Genomic DNA, 16,188 nt, shown 5'->3' with positions numbered 1-16,188 from the left:
GCGCGGGGCGCGCAGAGTTCAGCCTTTTTCTCCGGTTAAATTGCCCTGCGGCCTTAGCTCATCAACTCAAACAACATCATGCAGCGGCCTTCCAATGTGAACGTGGTTGCCACGGGGTGCGACTGACCATTACCCAGCTCGGGCTGAGCCGTGTCGAGTAAACAGCGCCATTGTTTGCCGCCGTTGACGTCCGGCAGGTGGAAATCAACCGATTGATCGTGGGCATTGAATAACAACAGTACCGTTGTATCTTCACCGCCGCGATGAACGCCTGTGGGCTGCGCTCGTCCATCAAACAACACGCCTAAGGTCCGGGCGTGTGGGTCGTCCCAGTTGTCGTCCTCCATCATTTGTCCATCGGGGCGCAGCCAGGTGACGTCTCGAAGGCCAAGCTCTTCGTTGTACTCACCGACTAAAAAACGCCCTCTGCGCAAAATCGGGTAGGCGCGGCGCAGGCTCAGTAGGCGCCGGCTAAATGCTAAGAAGCTGGCCGACTGTTCAGACAATTTCCAGTTCAGCCAACTGATCTCGTTATCTTGGCAGTAGGCGTTATTACTGCCGCGCTGGGTACGCCCGAATTCATCTCCGGCGAGCAGCATAGGTGTGCCTTGTGACAGCACCAGAGAACTCATCAGATTGCGCATCTGGCGCAGCCTCAAGGCTTCTATCTGCTCATCGTCACTGTCGCCTTCAACGCCGTAGTTGCAGCTGAGATTATGATCGTGACCGTCTGCATTGTTTTCGCCGTTGGCTTCGTTGTGCTTTTGCTCATAACAGACAAGATCGCGCAAGGTGTAGCCATCGTGGGAAGTAATGAAGTTAATCGAGGCATAGGGCCTGCGGCCGCGCTCATCGAACAGATCGCCTGAGGCGGTCAGGCGTCTGGCGAATTCGGCGAGCTGGCCTTCGTCGCCTCGCCAATAGGCACGCATGTTGTTGCGAAAGCGATCATTCCATTCAGCCCAGCCAGGCGGAAAGCCACCGACCTGATAACCGCCCAGCCCGCAGTCCCATGGCTCGGCGATCAGTTTCAGCTGACTCAATATAGGGTCTTGCCGGCAGGAAACCAGAAAGGCGTGACGTTCATCAAATCCTTGTTCATCACGGCCCAGGATCGTAGCCAGGTCAAATCGAAAGCCATCGACCTGCATCTCAGTCGCCCAGTAGCGCAGCGAATCGGTGACCATCTGCAATACGCAAGGGTGGGCCATGTCCAGGGTGTTACCGGTACCGGAATCATTAACGTAATAACGGGGTTCGTCAGGCATAAGGCGGTAATAGCTGGCGTTATCAATGCCGCGCATGGAGATAGTCGGGCCGAGCTGATTGCCCTCGGCGGTGTGGTTATAAACCACATCGAGAATGACTTCGAGGTCGGCGTCGTGAAGGCGAGCGACCATTTCCTTGAATTCATTGACTTTGCCACTGGCCAGATACGCCGGCTGAGGGGCAAAGAAGGCAATGCTGTTGTATCCCCAGTAATTGCTCAACTCTCGTTCGAGCAGGTGCTGATCATCGAGGAACGCGTGGGTGGGCAACAGTTCCACGGCAGAGATGCCGAGGGTGCGGATATGCTGCAACAATGCCGGGCTGGTAAACCCTGCACAGGTGCCACGAAGTGCCGGAGGGACATCGGGATGCAGCATGCTGGCACCGCGCAAATGGGTCTCGTAGATGACGGTGTCGCTCCACGGCGTTTTCGGGCGATTGTGTTCGGGCCAGGTGAATGCGGGGTCAATCACTTTGGCTTTGGGAACAAAAGCGGCACTGTCGCGTTCATCGAAACTGAGGTCGCCGTCCTCGGCACCGATGGTGTAACCAAACAGCGCCGGGTCCCAGCGCAGCTCGCCGACCAATTGCTTGGCATAGGGATCTATCAACAGCTTGTTATGGTTGAACCTATGACCCTCTTCAGGCGCATAAGGGCCATATACGCGATACCCGTACACCAGCCCTGGATGTGCATCGGGCAAGTAGCCGTGCCAAATTTCATTGGTGTGTTCAGGCAAGGTAATCCGTTCCAGTTCTTGCTTGCCTTCACTGTCAAACAAGCACAGTTCAACCCTTGTGGCATGGGCGGAAAACAGGGCGAAATTGACCCCCAGACCATCCCAGGTTGCGCCAAGGGGAAAGCGGTTTCCTTCGGTAACCCGGCTCGCAACTTCTGTCTCTTGATCTGGTAATTGAGCGCTCATGGTCGGTCGCTTCCTGCTGGGGTTTTGGGTTTGCGCGCTTTCGCAGCAGGCTTGGCGCCCGCCACTGATCGAGGCTTAGAGGCAGGCGCTTTAGCCCCAGGTTTTTTCGCCGCCGGCGGCTGTCCCAAAACGCCAGGTTGTGTCAGCTGAGTTTCGTCGGCTTGAACGGAGGCACGCTTTTTTTTAGTGCCCGGTCCAGTGGCGGGCGCCGGCACGCTGGACGTCTCTGCCAGCGAGGTATCTATTTGCTCCCGGGCCATCTGCCAATGGCGCTCATGTTGCCCGTCAGGCTGGCCCTCACTCTTCCAGATTTGATAGGCCAATTGCCGAATGCTTTCTTCATAAAGGCTCATTGCACGCGCTCCCTTGGTTAGTTCTTAGGCACAACACCTGCACTGGAAAGTCGGCAAGCAGCGCCTGGACCGGTAATCGATTGTTGCTGGCGGAAAAGACCTTGTTGCAGAACAAGCCCTGTAGTTGGGCATTGGCGGCAATGGACCCAGGCAGTTGCAACCAGGTGTCCTGCCACGCAGAGGTGTGAATAAGCGGTGTGCTGGCAGCACCCAGCAAGCCTTGAACCAGACGAGGTGCAACGATGATATCCAGCGCTTCCTTGTCTGCACGGGCGAAGGCGATCAAGTGATTGGCGTGGCGCCCCTGTATGTTCAATGGCAGGTATTCACCCTGGCTGTACAAGGCATGGCCGCTCAGACGGTGATTTAGCACCTTGGCGATTAGCCATTGTTTAACCCGCCCATCACGCCAGCTTTCCAGAAGTGCAGAGGGGCTAACAGCCAGGTTAAGTGCGGTGCTACGCCGGTTAAAATCCACCGGCTGGCGGTTGTCTGGATCGACAAAGGTGAAGTCCCATAGATCACAGCCTTGATACAAATCAGGGACGCCCGGTGTGGTCATTTTCAACAGCGCTTGCGTTAGCGCGTTGATCGCTCCGGCTGGCGCTAACGTCATGGCCGCTTGCTCAATGGAGGCAAGCAATGCCGCGTACTTGGATGAGGTAAACAGATCGTTGAGCAGTGCCGCACACGCGGCCTCGTAGGCCTCATCAGGTTGTCCCCAACTGCTTCGCAGTTTTGCTTCGCGCAGTGCCTTTAGCCACCATTGCTGCAAGCGTGGCAGAAAATCATCAAGCTGCTGGGGTTGTAACGGCCAGCCTCCCAACAGCATTTGATAAAGCATCAGCAGGTCGTGAGGCTCGACGCTTGAGCCCTGTAACTGTTTGATCTGGTTCAACCAATTTTGCGCCCCGCGGGCGTAGCGCTGAGGATTTTCACTGACCACGGCCAGGCGAGCGCGGAGGTCTTCGCCGCGTTTGTTATCGTGCGTAGCGGTGGTGAGCATGGCAAACGGATGCTGTTTGCTACGCTGCGAACAGCGCTGGTGAAACTGCTCCACCGGCAGCGCCAGGTGCTCGGGGTCAAACCCGACATCATTACGTGACAGCAGAACCCCATGCCGGTAGCAAGCAGTGTCTTCTACAGATTTAGCCGCCAGTGGTGCAGTTAGCTGGTTGAACTGGGCAACCACCTTGCGCGCTAACTGACGAGTGCCATTCGCTGGCCACTCACGCAAAGGTGTTGCGCCTAACCAGTGGTCGATTTGTAGCAACAGAGCCCGGTCACCGTCGGCAAGGTGCTCGCCGGCAGTCGTCAGTACCTTGCGCATAATCGCCTGGTCTTGTGCTGAACGTCCACATGGGCCTGGGTAGAGCCGGTAAACAGGAAAGTGCAGGAGTATTTCGCGCAGCACTCGGCGGATTGCCGAGGGGCTCTGGTCATGATCGCTAGGATGCAGTTTGGTGAGTGCAAGGAGGCCGCGCACCTGCCGTTCAAAGTCAGCTTTCAGAGAGGTCTCCAACAGCAATGCCCTGGCGACCCTTACTTCCTCAATAAAGTCGGCTGTTCTGCCGGTTTGTTGTTGCCACAGTGTGCGTAACGGCTCGGCTGCTTGGGGATCATGCAGAACCGCCGATATATCGTTCATGAAGTCATAGCCAGTGGTCCCTTGCACGGGCCAATCGACCGGGAGCTGCTGCTCGGCGCCCTGAATTTTCTCGACATAGATCGCAATCGCAGTGGTCTGGAGATGTGCCGGGCGTTGGCTCTGCAAACCGTCTAGCCTGCGCCGAAGGCGACGACAGTAGTGCGAGGGATCGGCCAAACCATCGATGTGATCAATGCGCAGCCCGTCCACCCATCCACGCGCTATCAGCTCGAATACTTTGGCGTGGACTGTTTCAAATACATCGCCGCGCTCCATGCGCAGACTGCCCAATTGATTGATATCGAAAAAACGTCGCCAGTTGATGATGTCCTGAGCAGAACGCCAATCACTCAAGTAAAAATGCTGGCATGTCAGCAGCTGTTTAAGGCGCTGTTTGCCGTCATCGGTAGCTGGATTGAACCGCTGCAGTTGAGCCTGCAAAATCGAAGCATTGCCCGCTTGCCGGTAAAAATCAGCCAGCGATTTGCGCAGGGCTGCGTTCTTCGCGGTTGGAACGGCTGCGCCAAAAGCACTGGCCAATGTATTCAGTTCAGGGGCGTCGGTCGGGTTAAGAATTTGCGCATAGCTCGATGGACACAGCGGAAAACGTTGATCGAAGTACTCAATATAAAAACGCCTGCGGGTGGTGCAAAAGATTAGCTGCAAGGCTTGATTATCAAGATTGGCGTCTAGATCGCCATCGAGCACCGGCGCTAACACCTTGCCGCGCAACCCCGGCACCGGGCTGAGCCAGTCAATATCAAAAAAATCGGCATAGGGGCTCAGTTGCCCCCATTCAAGCACGCTTTGCCACCAGCTATTGGCGTTATCAGCGACCTGCATATGATTGGGCACAATGTCGAGAATCAGGCCCATCTTGCGGGCGCGTAGGGCCGCAACCAGCCGCTCTAAAGCCGGCTCGCCGCCCAAGTCGCTATTGACCTGGCTCGGGTCAACGCCGTCATAGCCGTGCACAGAACCTGCAACGGCTTGGAAGATGGGGGAAAGGTAAACATGGCTGATACCAAGCCGGGCAAAGTAGTCCAGCTGAGCACTGACGTCATCCAGGGTGAAGTCTGCATGACACTGCAACCGCACGGTCGCGCTGAGCTCATTCATTAATGACCTCGCCCTTCGTCTATGGGGACAGGATTGGTTTTGGCTTCACTGTTCCCCATCTGCTGGCCGCTGTGCCTGGACAGATTCAAACGCTGCAGCCGGCGTTGTACATCCGCCCCCTTGAACATCTCACTCGCCTGTTCAGGCCATCTTCTGCGCCAGTTAGGATGCTGCGCTTGGGGACCAGGGAAATTAGGTTGCTCTTCAGAACCCATGGCATCTTCCAGCGGTAGCAGCACCAACGGGGCAGGGCAGGAGCCTAGAAATCCAATACAGGCATCCAACTGGTTTTCAGCTGAGGTGAGATCCGCCGTGCTCTGGCCGGCATGTTTCAGGGCTGTATTTAGCGCATTACGCTCTGAGCAGCGCAGGCGAAAATCCTCTATGGCCTGTTCGTCGCTGCGTTGGCCTAAGTGGTGACGCCAATGAATATCTTTGCCCTGTATCCAGCCCAGTATGCTGGGCAAGTCATGGGTAGTGGTGGTGGCCAATGCGTTATCGGGCCACAGATCTGCGGGAATAAACTGACCGCTGTGATCCTGCTCAAACAGTAATACCCGCATGCCCAGCACCGAACTCTCAGCCAGCGATTCGCGCAACCCCTCGGGGACCGTGCCCAGGTCCTCACCGATTATCAAGGCGTTGTTGCGCCATGATTCCAAGGCCATTAAACGCATCAGGTCCTCGAAAGGGTAGTTGATATAAGCCCCTTCACTGGGGTGACTGCCTTCGGGAATAATCCATAGGCGCTGCAGCCCCATGACATGATCGATTCGCAGGCCGCCGGCATACGCCAAGTTGGCTTGCAGCGTCTCGATAAAAGCTCGGTAACCATGGCTCCGTAGACCGCTCGGAGAAAAGGCGGTCACGCCCCAGTTCTGACCCGAAGAATTGAAAATATCGGGGGGTGCGCCGACCGTTACTGAGGGTAATAACTCGTTTTGCCGGGCCCATGAAAAACTGCCCTGAGGCTGAACCCCAACCGCCAGGTCATTGATCAAGCCTATACGCATGCCTGCGTCGATGCAGTCTGTTTGAGTCTGTTGCAAGCAGCGGGCGACCAGCCATTGATTGAACAGATGAAAACCAACTTCATCCTCATGCTCCGCCATAAACGCAGCGACTTCCGGGCTCTTGGGTTCTCTGTAGCCCTCTGGCCATAATCGCCAGTCGGTGACGTTCAACTCGAGGTTGAAATGCGCGTGCAGTGCCTCGAAGCAGGCATGCTGGTGAAGCTCGCTTGCCCCCTGCGCACAAAACTGTCGGAAATCAGTAAGCAGCAGGCTCTGTTCTTCCAGCAAGGTTTCATAAAGGTGGCGCAGCAGTTGCTGGCGTGAAACGCTAACCCCTTGCCAGTCGACCAGTTCCTCGGATTCTAGCCTCGTCAACTGAGGGCTTAAGTTGCAAGCTTCGATGGCCTGGTCTACGGCTTTGCGGCCAAATACCTGCTCGGGCGCTGCATAAAGGATATTGAAAAACGATCGATTAGACGGTGAATAAGGGCTGTAGATGTCTGGCATATCGCTGAACATTGCATGCACCGGACTAATGGCCAGAACGTCCGCACCCGCATGGGCTGCTTCAATGGCCAAGTTCTGCAACGCCAGTGAATCACCCACGCCGCCGTCCCCGCTGCGGCGCAACGCATACAGCTGCGCACTGAGCCCCCAAATACGGGGGGCAGGCTCTGCGACAAGGCTCTCCACGCTTTGGCAGGCAGGGGGCGTAACCGCCAAAGTAATCTGCTGATCGCCGATAAATAGCTGATGATAGCCATAACCCAAGGGGTGATTCAGACAGGCCTCTTGATCCAGCTGGGTTTCTATTTGCTCGCCGCCTTCGGTAATGATTGTGCACAAGCTCAGACCCGCAAAACGTGCACCGAGCGGGCACGGTTGCCCACCAATATGGGTTATTAAGGGGCCTCTGTGTGCCGCAGCGTGATCTTGCCGCGCGTGATCAAGGCTGCTGAGCATTTCCTCGTCGGAATGAGACGGGTAACCGAGCGCCGTCAAGAGTTTGATTAGCGTCTGATCTGAGACCGTTTGAGGTCGACCATAGGCATCGGTCCATTCGACGCTGAGCCCGACGAGGGTGGCCAAGTTGACCAGTGGGTTGCCATTCATAGCGGCGCATCCAAGGTCACTAAGCAACTAAAAGCTGGCAGTTGCTGATGGGTTAAGGATTCAAGCCCCGCGCCGACGGCAAAGACGGTTTGCGCATTGGTCGCAACCGCGACAAGCGCGCAGGGTTGATCACTTAGATTCAAATCTATTCGTAATAAAGCACCATCGCCCATTCGCCATCGAGCACAAACAGCTTTATCGGCGAGCACCTCTACACCGACTGATCTAGCACCCTTTAAACGCGGCACAATAAAATGCTGGCGCAACGCTAATAGTCGTTGGTAGTAGCCCTGCCAAGCTTGCTGCTCAGGGTTGTCTGCTTGCGGCTCAAGAGGTTGCGAGCGGGTAAAAGAGGAGAGGGCGTTTGGATCTGGAATACGTTCGCGTTGCGCTTCATCGGCGAATGCTGGGAACTCACGGAACTCGTGGCGGCGGCCCTCACGCACGGCTTGGGCCAGTTCATTGTTATGGTCGGTAAAGAAGAGAAAGGGTGCTGTACAGCCCCATTCTTCGCCCATAAATAGCAGCGGCACCATAGGGCAAAGCAGCAAGAGCGCGGTCGCAGCCTTGAGTTGTGCCTCGCCGGTAAGATGAATTAACCGCTCGCCCAGCGCGCGATTACCAATTTGGTCATGGTTTTGTAAAAACAGCACAAACCGATTTGCATCGAGATGCCCGCTGGGTTTGCCCCGCGCGTTGCCGTGGCGGCTGTTCTCGCCTTGGAATACAAAGCCGGATTCGAGGAAACGCGCGAGTTTTTCGGTGGTATTCGCAGCAAACTCTGCGTAGTAACTGTCACGCTCATCCGTAAGCAATGCGTGCAATACATTGTGGCCGTCATCATTCCACTGCGCGGTGTAATGCTCTTCAAGCAGTTGAGCATCATTGTGCTCATTCTCAAGAATCAGATGCAGGTGGCGCCCGTCCACGATGCTGCTGTTCAGGCGATCACTCAGTTCATTCAAGAACAGCTGATCACTGATTGCGTGTACGGCATCCAGCCGCAGGCCATCAATGCGGTAATCATGGACCCACATCAGCGCATTTTCGATAAAGAAATCGCGCACAGGTTGCCGGCTGAAATCAATGCCTGCGCCCCACAGCGTTGGAATTTCATCGTTAAAAAAACAACCCGCATACTGAGCGAGAAAGTTGCCGTCTGGTCCGAAATGGTTATATACCACGTCAACGAAAACCATGATGCCCTGCGCATGGGCGCTGTCTATAAGGTGCTTAAGTTCGTCCGGCGTGCCATAGCTGGATTGAGGCGCAAAGGGCAGTACGCCGTCATATCCCCAATTGCGGGCCCCGGGAAACTCATTCAATGGCATCAACTCAAGGGCAGTGATACCCAGTTTATGCAGGCGCGGTAACCAGGCTTCTACCTGCTTAAAGCCACCAATTGCACCCACATGCAGCTCATAGATGACCACCTGTTCCCAAGGGCGTCCAGACCAGTTCTGCGTCGTCCATTGATAGGCACTGTGATCGACTACCACGCTAGGCCCGTGCGGCCCGTGGAGTTGCTGCCTGGAAGCCGGGTCAGGAACCTCAAGCTCAGCATTAATCAAATAGCGATAGAGGGCCCCAGCCCCGACCGAAACATCGGCTTCAAACCAACCCTGCGCACAGCGAGTTAGCTGATGTTTGTCAGCGTCCACAATCCGCACTTCAACCTGATCGGCATCCGGTGCCCACAGGCGAAACCGAGTTTGCTCCGGCGTCAGTAAGCGGCTGCCGTGGGTAGGCTTCAGAGCCGACATTCTTCGATCACTTCAAAGCTGCCATATTGCTCTGGCTTGTCGTGAATCAAGGTCTGATACAGGCTGACATAGGGTTTTACCGCTTGATGCCAGTAGTTGGGCGCGACCATTGCTTTACCGCGCATTGCAGCAATTAGTGGCGGATCGGCATATATGTCGAAAGCTCTATCCAGCGCCGCTCGGTATGCCTCGGCACAGGGTCTGTCAAAGAGAATCCCGGTTACGCCGTCTTCAATCGTATCCGCCAGGCCGCCTGTGCGGTGGGCAATGGGGAGAGCGCCAAAACATTGCGCGTACATCTGGCTGAGGCCGCAGGGCTCGTAAATCGATGGCATCAGCAGAAAATCGCTTCCGGCAAATATCCTGCGCGCCACCGTTTCATTGAAGTCGATATGCACGCCGACTCGCCGGGGGTAGCGTGATTCGAGTGCCTTAACCCGCTCTTCCAACTCCGGCTCACCACGCCCGAATACAATCAGCCGGCCGCCTTTGCTCACCAGGTGGTCCGCCACCTCAAGGGTCAGGTCGATACCTTTTTGCTGAACCAGACGTGAGACGATGCCAAACAGCGGACCGCTATCTTGTTCAATTGCAAAGTACTGCTCCAGATACCGCGCGTTGTCTGCTCTGTTTTTCCAATTCCTATAACTGAATTTGCTCACCAGATGGTGATCAGCAGAAGGGTCAAAATCGCTGTCAATGCCATTGGCTATTCCGCTGAGAAGTGCTTGATGGCTCTTTTGCCGAAGTACACCCTCAAGCCCGCAGCCACGCTCGGGAGTGGTGATTTCACGGGCATAAGACTGGCTGACCGTGGTGATGTGGCTGGCATAATTAATACCTGCCTTTAGAAATGACAGTTGGCCGTAGTACTCGAAGCCTTCAGGGTTGGCAAACCGCTGCGGCAAACCCAGTTCACACAGGCAGCGCTGCTCAAACAAACCCATATAGGCCAGGTTGTGAATGGTGAAGATGCTTGGCAAATTCAGCCCCATCAATTGCATGTAGCAGGGCGTCAGACCTGTTGGCCAGTCGTTGGCATGCACCAGGTCAGGTTGCCAGTCTAGGTGCGGAGCGCCGGCAGCCATTTGTGCGGCCGCCAATGCTAAGCGGGCGAAACGGATATGGTTATCGGGCCAGTCGCGACCGCTGCTGTCGCAGTAGGGGTTGCCCGTGCGGTCATACAGCGTGTCACAGAGGACAACATAGACGATCAAGCCGTCGCGCATCTCCATCTGGCCAATCTGGCAACTGGGCAATGCGGCATGGCCCTCCAGTGTCGCGACCACTTCAAGCGGGTAGCCGCTGTTTAGCACTTGGCGGTAGCCAGGAATCAACACCCGCATATCGTAGTAACGGCTTAAGGCGCGCGGTAGTGATGCGGCAACATCACCCAAACCACCGACCTTGATCAGATCGTTCAATTCTGGGCTGACAAACAGGCCTCTTTGCCGGGCAGGCGTTCTGAAAAACAGCTCCTGCGCGCGTTGGGGCCTTAAGTCTTGTGTATCAACCGCTGCTACCGCATTGCCCATGTCATTCTCCTAAGTGCCAAACTTCATCAAGCCGAGCGCGTACTCTCCCGAAGGACGAGTTGTAGAAATCTGATTACATGATGGGTGCAACTTATCGGGCGAAACCCGTATAAATGATCGACATAAAGCCTGAGAAAAAGGTTCGACCTATTTTTTGCGTATGTCAGTTACAGGCCTAGACCAACAGCGCGAAGCGAGATGACGCATCTCATGGCTAGGCCCGCGCTACGCATCAAGCATTTGGCTTTAATATGACTTTGGTCCAGCCTTTGTCGCGGGAGTCGAAATGCTTGTAAGCTTCGGGCCCCTCAGCGAGTTTCAGACGGTGGGAAATGATCTGCGAAGGCTTGGCACGATCATTGTGAATTAGCGCGGCGAGCCGGCGGTTGTAAGCTTTGACATTGGCTTGACCGGTGCGGATCTGCTGGCCTTTAAACCAGAAGGCACCAAAATCGAATGCCATTTTACCTTCTTTGGCCAATTCATTTTCTGCACCTGGGTCCTCAGGCACGAACACGCCGACCACACCAATTCCGCCCGTGGCTTTCGTCGAGGCCACCAAGTTGTTCATCGTCAGATGGTTTACCTCATGCCCATGGTGATCACAGCATTGGTAACCCACGCACTCACAACCCCGGTCTGTGCCTTGACCGTCGGTGAGATTGAGGATTTTATCCACTGCATCTTGCTCGACGGAGTTGATCGGAGTGGCACCGATCTGTTCGGCGAGTTTTAGTCGATCAGCTTGATCATCTACTACAAAGACCTGAGCCGCGCCTTTAATTAAAGCGGAGTGAGCCGCCATTAATCCAACCGGCCCGGCGCCATAAATGGCGATGCTTTCACCCGCCTGCAATCCAGCTAGCTCAGTTGCGTGCCAGCCGGTCGGGAAGATGTCAGAAAGCATCACATAATCCTCTTCACGCTCCTGTGCGTCTTCCGGTAGGACCAAGCAGTTGAACTCGGCAAAGGGCACTCGTAGCAACTCAGCTTGGCCACCTTCATAGGGGCCCATGTCAGCAAAGCCATACGCGGCGCCGGCCGAGCCCGGGTTTGCAGTCAGGCAGAATCCGGTCAATCCTTTCTCGCAATTAGCGCAAAAACCACAGCCAACATTGAACGGCAGACAAACTCTGTCGCCGACTTTTAAATACTGAACCGCTTTGCCAACTTCGATCACTTCACCCAGGTTTTCATGGCCGATGATCCGCCCCGACTCAAAACTGGTGCGCCCCTCATACATATGCAGATCGGAGCCGCAAATATTGGTTGTTGTAATGCGTATCAATGCATCGGTGTGCTGTTCGATTTTGGCATCGGGTACGTTTTGCACGCTGACGTCATAGGGGCCGTTATAAACAATGGCTTTCATGCTGTTCTCCAAGAGTCCATGTCGCGCTGAGGGGTATTTACTTACCGTTCGCTACTAATTTGGTCCTCTTCGAAAAGCTCGGGGTTCAAGTTATTTGTACGAGCGCGTAGTCGCCAACAGCGCAATAACGAAGCTGCTGGGGTGGCGCAGTCGCTAATAAGCGTTCATTGGTAGCCCCGCGGGCTAGGGGAGAGCGGCCATCGATCAGCCCGTAGAAAAAAGGCATGAACTATTGCACCGAGGGCTCAATCAAATTCGCTGAATCCCAGTCTTCCTAACACGAGCCAGAGGAGCACTTCTATGAAAGGTAAAAGTGAAAAAAGCGGCACTAAAAGCCAGCTAGCGGGTGTCGATGCACTCGACCGCAAAAACACTAATGCCAAGCTTGAGCAACTCGAGCAATTTCGCGAAGACGCAACTGACCAGGCATTGACCACCAACACGGGTACCCGAATCGCCGACAATCAAAACAGCTTAACCGCAGGTGAACGCGGCCCGACGTTGATGGAAGATTTCATCATGCGGGAGAAAATCACTCATTTTGACCATGAAAGAATTCCAGAACGCGTGGTTCATGCCCGAGGCACTGCGGCCCATGGCTATTTCGAAGTGACCGATTCGCTTGAAGACCTCACCCATGCGAACTTTTTACGTCAGCCTGGCAAGCGAACCCCAGTATTTGCACGTTTTTCGACTGTACAAGGCCCCCGTGGTTCGGCAGATACCGTGCGCGATGTGCGTGGATTTGCCGTGAAGTTCTACACCGACGAAGGCAACTACGACCTGGTGGGCAATAATATGCCGGTGTTCTTTATTCAGGACGCCATCAAATTCCCAGACTTTGTACATGCGGTAAAACCTGAACCGCATAACGAGATACCGACTGGCGCATCTGCTCACGACACCTTCTGGGACTTCGTTTCCTTGACCCCAGAGTCGGCTCATATGGTGCTCTGGACCATGTCGGATCGGGCGATCCCTGTAGCCTTGCGTGCGATGCAAGGGTTCGGCGTGCATACCTTTCGCCTGGTTAACGCCGAGGGTAAGAGTCAACTGGTGAAGTTTCACTGGCGGCCGAAGGCGGGCGTTTGCTCCCTGGTTTGGGATGAAGCACAAAAGCTGGCGGGCAAAGACCCAGACTTCCACCGTCGCGGCCTTTGGGAAGATATCGAAAGCGGTAACTTCCCCGAATGGGAACTCGGCGTTCAGGTCATGGAGGAGGGGGATCAAGAGCGTTACGGCTTCGACCTGTTAGACCCTACCAAGCTGGTTCCTGAAGAGTTAGTCCCAGTGCGAATCATCGGCCGTATGGTGCTTAACCGTAATCCGGATAACTACTTCGCTGAGACTGAGCAAGTGGCTTTCCACGTGGGCAATCTGGTGCCAGGCATTGATTTCAGCAACGATCCCTTGCTGCAAGGCCGGCTGTTTTCGTACACAGATACACAGCTGCTGCGCCTGGGCGGGCCGAACTTCAATGAAATACCGATCAACCGTCCGGTATGTCCTTTCCATAACAACCAGCGCGACGCGCCGCACCGCCAGCAAATCAATAAAGGTCGGGCGTCCTACGAGCCAAATTCCATTGACGGAAACTGGCCACGAGAAACGCCGCCTGCCGATACCGCTGGCGGTTTTAAATCCTATCCCGAGCCAATGCAAGGCAATAAGATCCGTGTGCGTTCAGCCAGCTTCTCTGATCATTTCTCTCAAGCCACTTTGTTCTGGCAGAGCATGAGTGCTGTGGAGCAGGATCATATTGTGGCGGCGTATACCTTCGAGCTTTCGAAGGTGGAGCGTGAGTTCATCCGCGAGCGGCAGGTAAAGGAAATCCTGATCAATATCGATCCCGAGCTTGCCCAGCGCGTGGCGGACAATCTGGGCATCAGCTTGACCCCGAACAAAGGCAAACAGAAAGCCACTAAAGCAAAAACTGAAAAGTCTCCAGCATTGAGCCAGACCAATCTGCTGCCAACGGATATTAACGGCCGCAGGATAGCCATCCTGTTGTTTCCTGGCTGCCAGGCTGCCGACGTGAAAGCGGCGCAAAAGATGTTCGACGATCAAGGTGCAATGACTAAACTCATCGCAGCGTCACTCGCAGCCGTTAGCACTGCAGAGGGCAAAAGCCTCCAGCCTGATGCCACGTTTGACGGCGCACCCTCAATCACTGTGGACGGCGTATTTGTGCCTGGCGGTGATCCTGAAGCGCTGAGCAAAAGTGGTGTCGCCAAGCACTATCTGCTGGAAGCCTACAAGCATTTGAAGCCAATGGCGCTGTGCAACAAGTCAGAAACATTGGCGAAGGCGCTGGGGCTTGAAGCGGATGACGGTCTGCTACTCGGCAAAGATGCAAAATCATCTTTGGAAAAGATGGTAACGGCATTGCAGCAGCACCGTGTCTGGGAGCGTGAGGATAAAGCTGCACACATTCCAGCCTAAGCAAATTGCAGGGCGAGGTTGAAAATCTTCGTCCTGCATTGGCTCATCAATGTTCATTTACAGAGGCTAACTGATGCTTCGAGTGTCCGCAGTTGCTTTTATATATGCTTTATCCAGCCAAAGTGGTTTCGCCCAAGACGTTGATTGCGCGAACGCTCAAGATCAAACGTCGATGAATGATTGTGCAGCGCAGTCATACCGAGCCTCAGATGCTGCACTGAATAAAACGTACGCAGCCCTTGGCAAGACAGTCAGCAAAACTGGCCTGGCCAAGTTGAAAACAGCGCAGCGCGCCTGGATCAGTTATCGCGATGCTCAATGTGAGTTCGAGTCAGCTGCAACTGCCAATGGCAGCGTGCACCCCATGATTGTATCTGCCTGCCTAGATAATCTAACGCAAGCGCAAACCGCACGATTGGATCTGCAGCTGAATTGCGTCGAAGGTGATTTATCGTGCGGCAATCAATAATGCCGTCGTTGTAAGCACTAGACGCAAAAGCTGGTGTAGCAGCCCATTGATAACCAGCAGAATTGATCCACATGGAAATACCTAATACTTCGCATAATGTATATTATGTTAAATTGTGTATTGGATGGTTTGAGTACTGTGCTGTTGTAATTTCTGTCCAAACGGAAATAGCTGCCAACTAAGACGACTGTTCTACAGAACTGAAATTGTCTCGAATCTCTTACGACCGGCCTGCTTTCGGCTTAAGTCCAAAAAGCATCTTTGCTTTTTACTCAAAGGTATTGGCCGAATTGGGGCTAACGTTGAAGTTTTGAGAAGCCAGCAAGCCGTGGGCAGGCTGGGTCTGCGAAACCTCACCTTGCCCGCTCTTGGTGATAGCAAGACCATTTGACGGCCACCCGAACCAACCTGGCAACGGACAAATGGTCGCCCTCCTCGCGCCCAGTCGACAGGCTGTCAGAAGTAGTCACGCAATAGCGTTGTCACAAGGCGGACTGATGGCGTATGTACCGAATAAGTAAAACATCGTGCCTGCCGTCAGTGTGAACTAGCGCCTATCGGCCAAAACACAGCGATGAGCTGTCTAGTCCTGAAATAGGTTTACACCTATTTCATCCTAACGCCCGATGCACCGCGTCGGGCGTTCTGTATTTTAATGACAAGTGTGGACGCTCGTAGTTATAGATCGCTACTGACTCGTCCACCATCTTTTTTGCTTGCATCAGGTTTTGCGGGCGATGCAGCAAAAACTCCGTTTTCAATATTCCATTCACTCGCTCTGCCAAGGCATTTTGGTAGCAGTCATACCCATCTGTCATTGAGCAACTGATGCCGTATATGGCATGTAGTTTCTGGTACATCCCCGAACAATACTGGCTGCCTCTATCGGAGTGATGCACCAGTTTTTGCTGAGTTTCACGGTGTCTTACTGCTTGCCGAAGCGCGTTGGCGACAGACTCAGTGTGCAGGCTTTCATGGACGTGATAGCCCACGATCTTTCGCGAAAACGCATCCGTCACAAGGCTCAGATAGGCCGTATCATCATGAGTTGGCAAATAGGTGATGTCAGCCACCCAGACTTGTTCTGGGCCACTTGCAACAATTTGATCAGGCCCTGGCTTGAGCAGGTTTGGATGACGTCGAAAGTGATGATGACTGTCGGTCGT

Annotated in this window: 9 protein-coding genes and 1 pseudogene; 2 read left to right on the top strand and 8 right to left on the bottom strand. The window is 54.5% G+C overall.

Features of this window, described 5'->3' with window-relative positions:
- Positions 1–53: 53 nt before the first annotated feature.
- The 7 genes from glgX to AACY09_RS21495 all read right to left on the bottom strand — a co-directional run bounded on the left by glgX (position 54) and on the right by AACY09_RS21495 (position 12,111).
- Complete coding sequence (gene glgX, locus AACY09_RS21525; protein ID WP_339490946.1) at positions 54–2,195, bottom strand: glycogen debranching protein GlgX; 2,142 nt, start codon at positions 2,193–2,195, stop codon at positions 54–56.
- Positions 2,192–2,548, bottom strand: a complete 357-nt coding sequence (locus AACY09_RS21520) for a DUF2934 domain-containing protein (RefSeq protein ID WP_339490945.1) — start codon at positions 2,546–2,548, stop codon at positions 2,192–2,194. Before AACY09_RS21520 ends, glgX begins: the two co-directional genes overlap by 4 nt.
- Complete coding sequence (gene treY / locus AACY09_RS21515) at positions 2,535–5,315, bottom strand: malto-oligosyltrehalose synthase (RefSeq protein WP_339490944.1); 2,781 nt, start codon at positions 5,313–5,315, stop codon at positions 2,535–2,537. Before treY ends, AACY09_RS21520 begins: the two co-directional genes overlap by 14 nt.
- A complete protein-coding gene (malQ, locus tag AACY09_RS21510; RefSeq protein WP_339490943.1) occupies positions 5,315–7,441 on the bottom strand; it encodes a 4-alpha-glucanotransferase in 2,127 nt (708 codons plus the stop codon). Before malQ ends, treY begins: the two co-directional genes overlap by 1 nt.
- On the bottom strand, positions 7,438–9,204 hold the full coding sequence (treZ, locus tag AACY09_RS21505) for a malto-oligosyltrehalose trehalohydrolase (protein ID WP_339490942.1): 1,767 nt from the start codon (positions 9,202–9,204) through the stop codon (positions 7,438–7,440). Before treZ ends, malQ begins: the two co-directional genes overlap by 4 nt.
- Complete coding sequence (glgA, locus tag AACY09_RS21500) at positions 9,192–10,739, bottom strand: glycogen synthase GlgA (RefSeq protein ID WP_339490941.1); 1,548 nt, start codon at positions 10,737–10,739, stop codon at positions 9,192–9,194. The genes treZ and glgA overlap by 13 nt, the downstream gene beginning before the upstream one ends.
- 232 nt (positions 10,740–10,971) lie before the next feature.
- Complete coding sequence (locus AACY09_RS21495) at positions 10,972–12,111, bottom strand: glutathione-independent formaldehyde dehydrogenase (RefSeq protein ID WP_339490940.1); 1,140 nt, start codon at positions 12,109–12,111, stop codon at positions 10,972–10,974.
- A gap of 258 nt (positions 12,112–12,369) precedes the next feature.
- Here AACY09_RS21495 and katE point away from each other — a divergent pair, with 258 nt between their 5' ends.
- Positions 12,370–14,553 carry a catalase HPII gene (katE, locus tag AACY09_RS21490; RefSeq protein WP_445323905.1) on the top strand — a complete coding sequence of 728 codons (2,184 nt, stop codon included), beginning with the start codon at positions 12,370–12,372 and terminating at the stop codon, positions 14,551–14,553.
- 73 nt (positions 14,554–14,626) lie between these two features.
- Entirely contained in the window at positions 14,627–15,022 is a 396-nt protein-coding gene (locus AACY09_RS22110; protein WP_445323904.1) for a lysozyme inhibitor LprI family protein, read from the top strand.
- Between the two features lie 583 nt (positions 15,023–15,605).
- On the opposite strand, the pseudogene AACY09_RS21485 reads toward AACY09_RS22110, so the two are convergent.
- A pseudogene (locus AACY09_RS21485) lies at positions 15,606–16,188 on the bottom strand (IS3 family transposase); the annotation flags it as partial.

Source organism: Pseudomonas sp. EL_65y_Pfl2_R95, from assembly GCF_963971045.1.
GTDB lineage: Bacteria > Pseudomonadota > Gammaproteobacteria > Pseudomonadales > Pseudomonadaceae > Aquipseudomonas.
Note: the sequence above shows the minus strand (reverse complement) of the source record. Positions and strands in the feature narration are given on the sequence as shown.

What these genes read in the sequence shown, in the direction of transcription:
- glgX (WP_339490946.1), bottom strand. Translation starts at nt 2,195, where the DNA reads ATGAGCGCTCAATTACCAGATCAAGAGACAGAAGTTGCGAGCCGGGTT.
- AACY09_RS21520 (WP_339490945.1), bottom strand. Translation starts at nt 2,548, where the DNA reads ATGAGCCTTTATGAAGAAAGCATTCGGCAATTGGCCTATCAAATCTGG.
- treY (WP_339490944.1), bottom strand. Translation starts at nt 5,315, where the DNA reads ATGAATGAGCTCAGCGCGACCGTGCGGTTGCAGTGTCATGCAGACTTC.
- malQ (WP_339490943.1), bottom strand. Translation starts at nt 7,441, where the DNA reads ATGAATGGCAACCCACTGGTCAACTTGGCCACCCTCGTCGGGCTCAGC.
- treZ (WP_339490942.1), bottom strand. Translation starts at nt 9,204, where the DNA reads ATGTCGGCTCTGAAGCCTACCCACGGCAGCCGCTTACTGACGCCGGAG.
- glgA (WP_339490941.1), bottom strand. Translation starts at nt 10,739, where the DNA reads ATGGGCAATGCGGTAGCAGCGGTTGATACACAAGACTTAAGGCCCCAA.
- AACY09_RS21495 (WP_339490940.1), bottom strand. Translation starts at nt 12,111, where the DNA reads ATGAAAGCCATTGTTTATAACGGCCCCTATGACGTCAGCGTGCAAAAC.
- AACY09_RS22110 (WP_445323904.1), top strand. Translation starts at nt 14,627, where the DNA reads ATGCTTCGAGTGTCCGCAGTTGCTTTTATATATGCTTTATCCAGCCAA.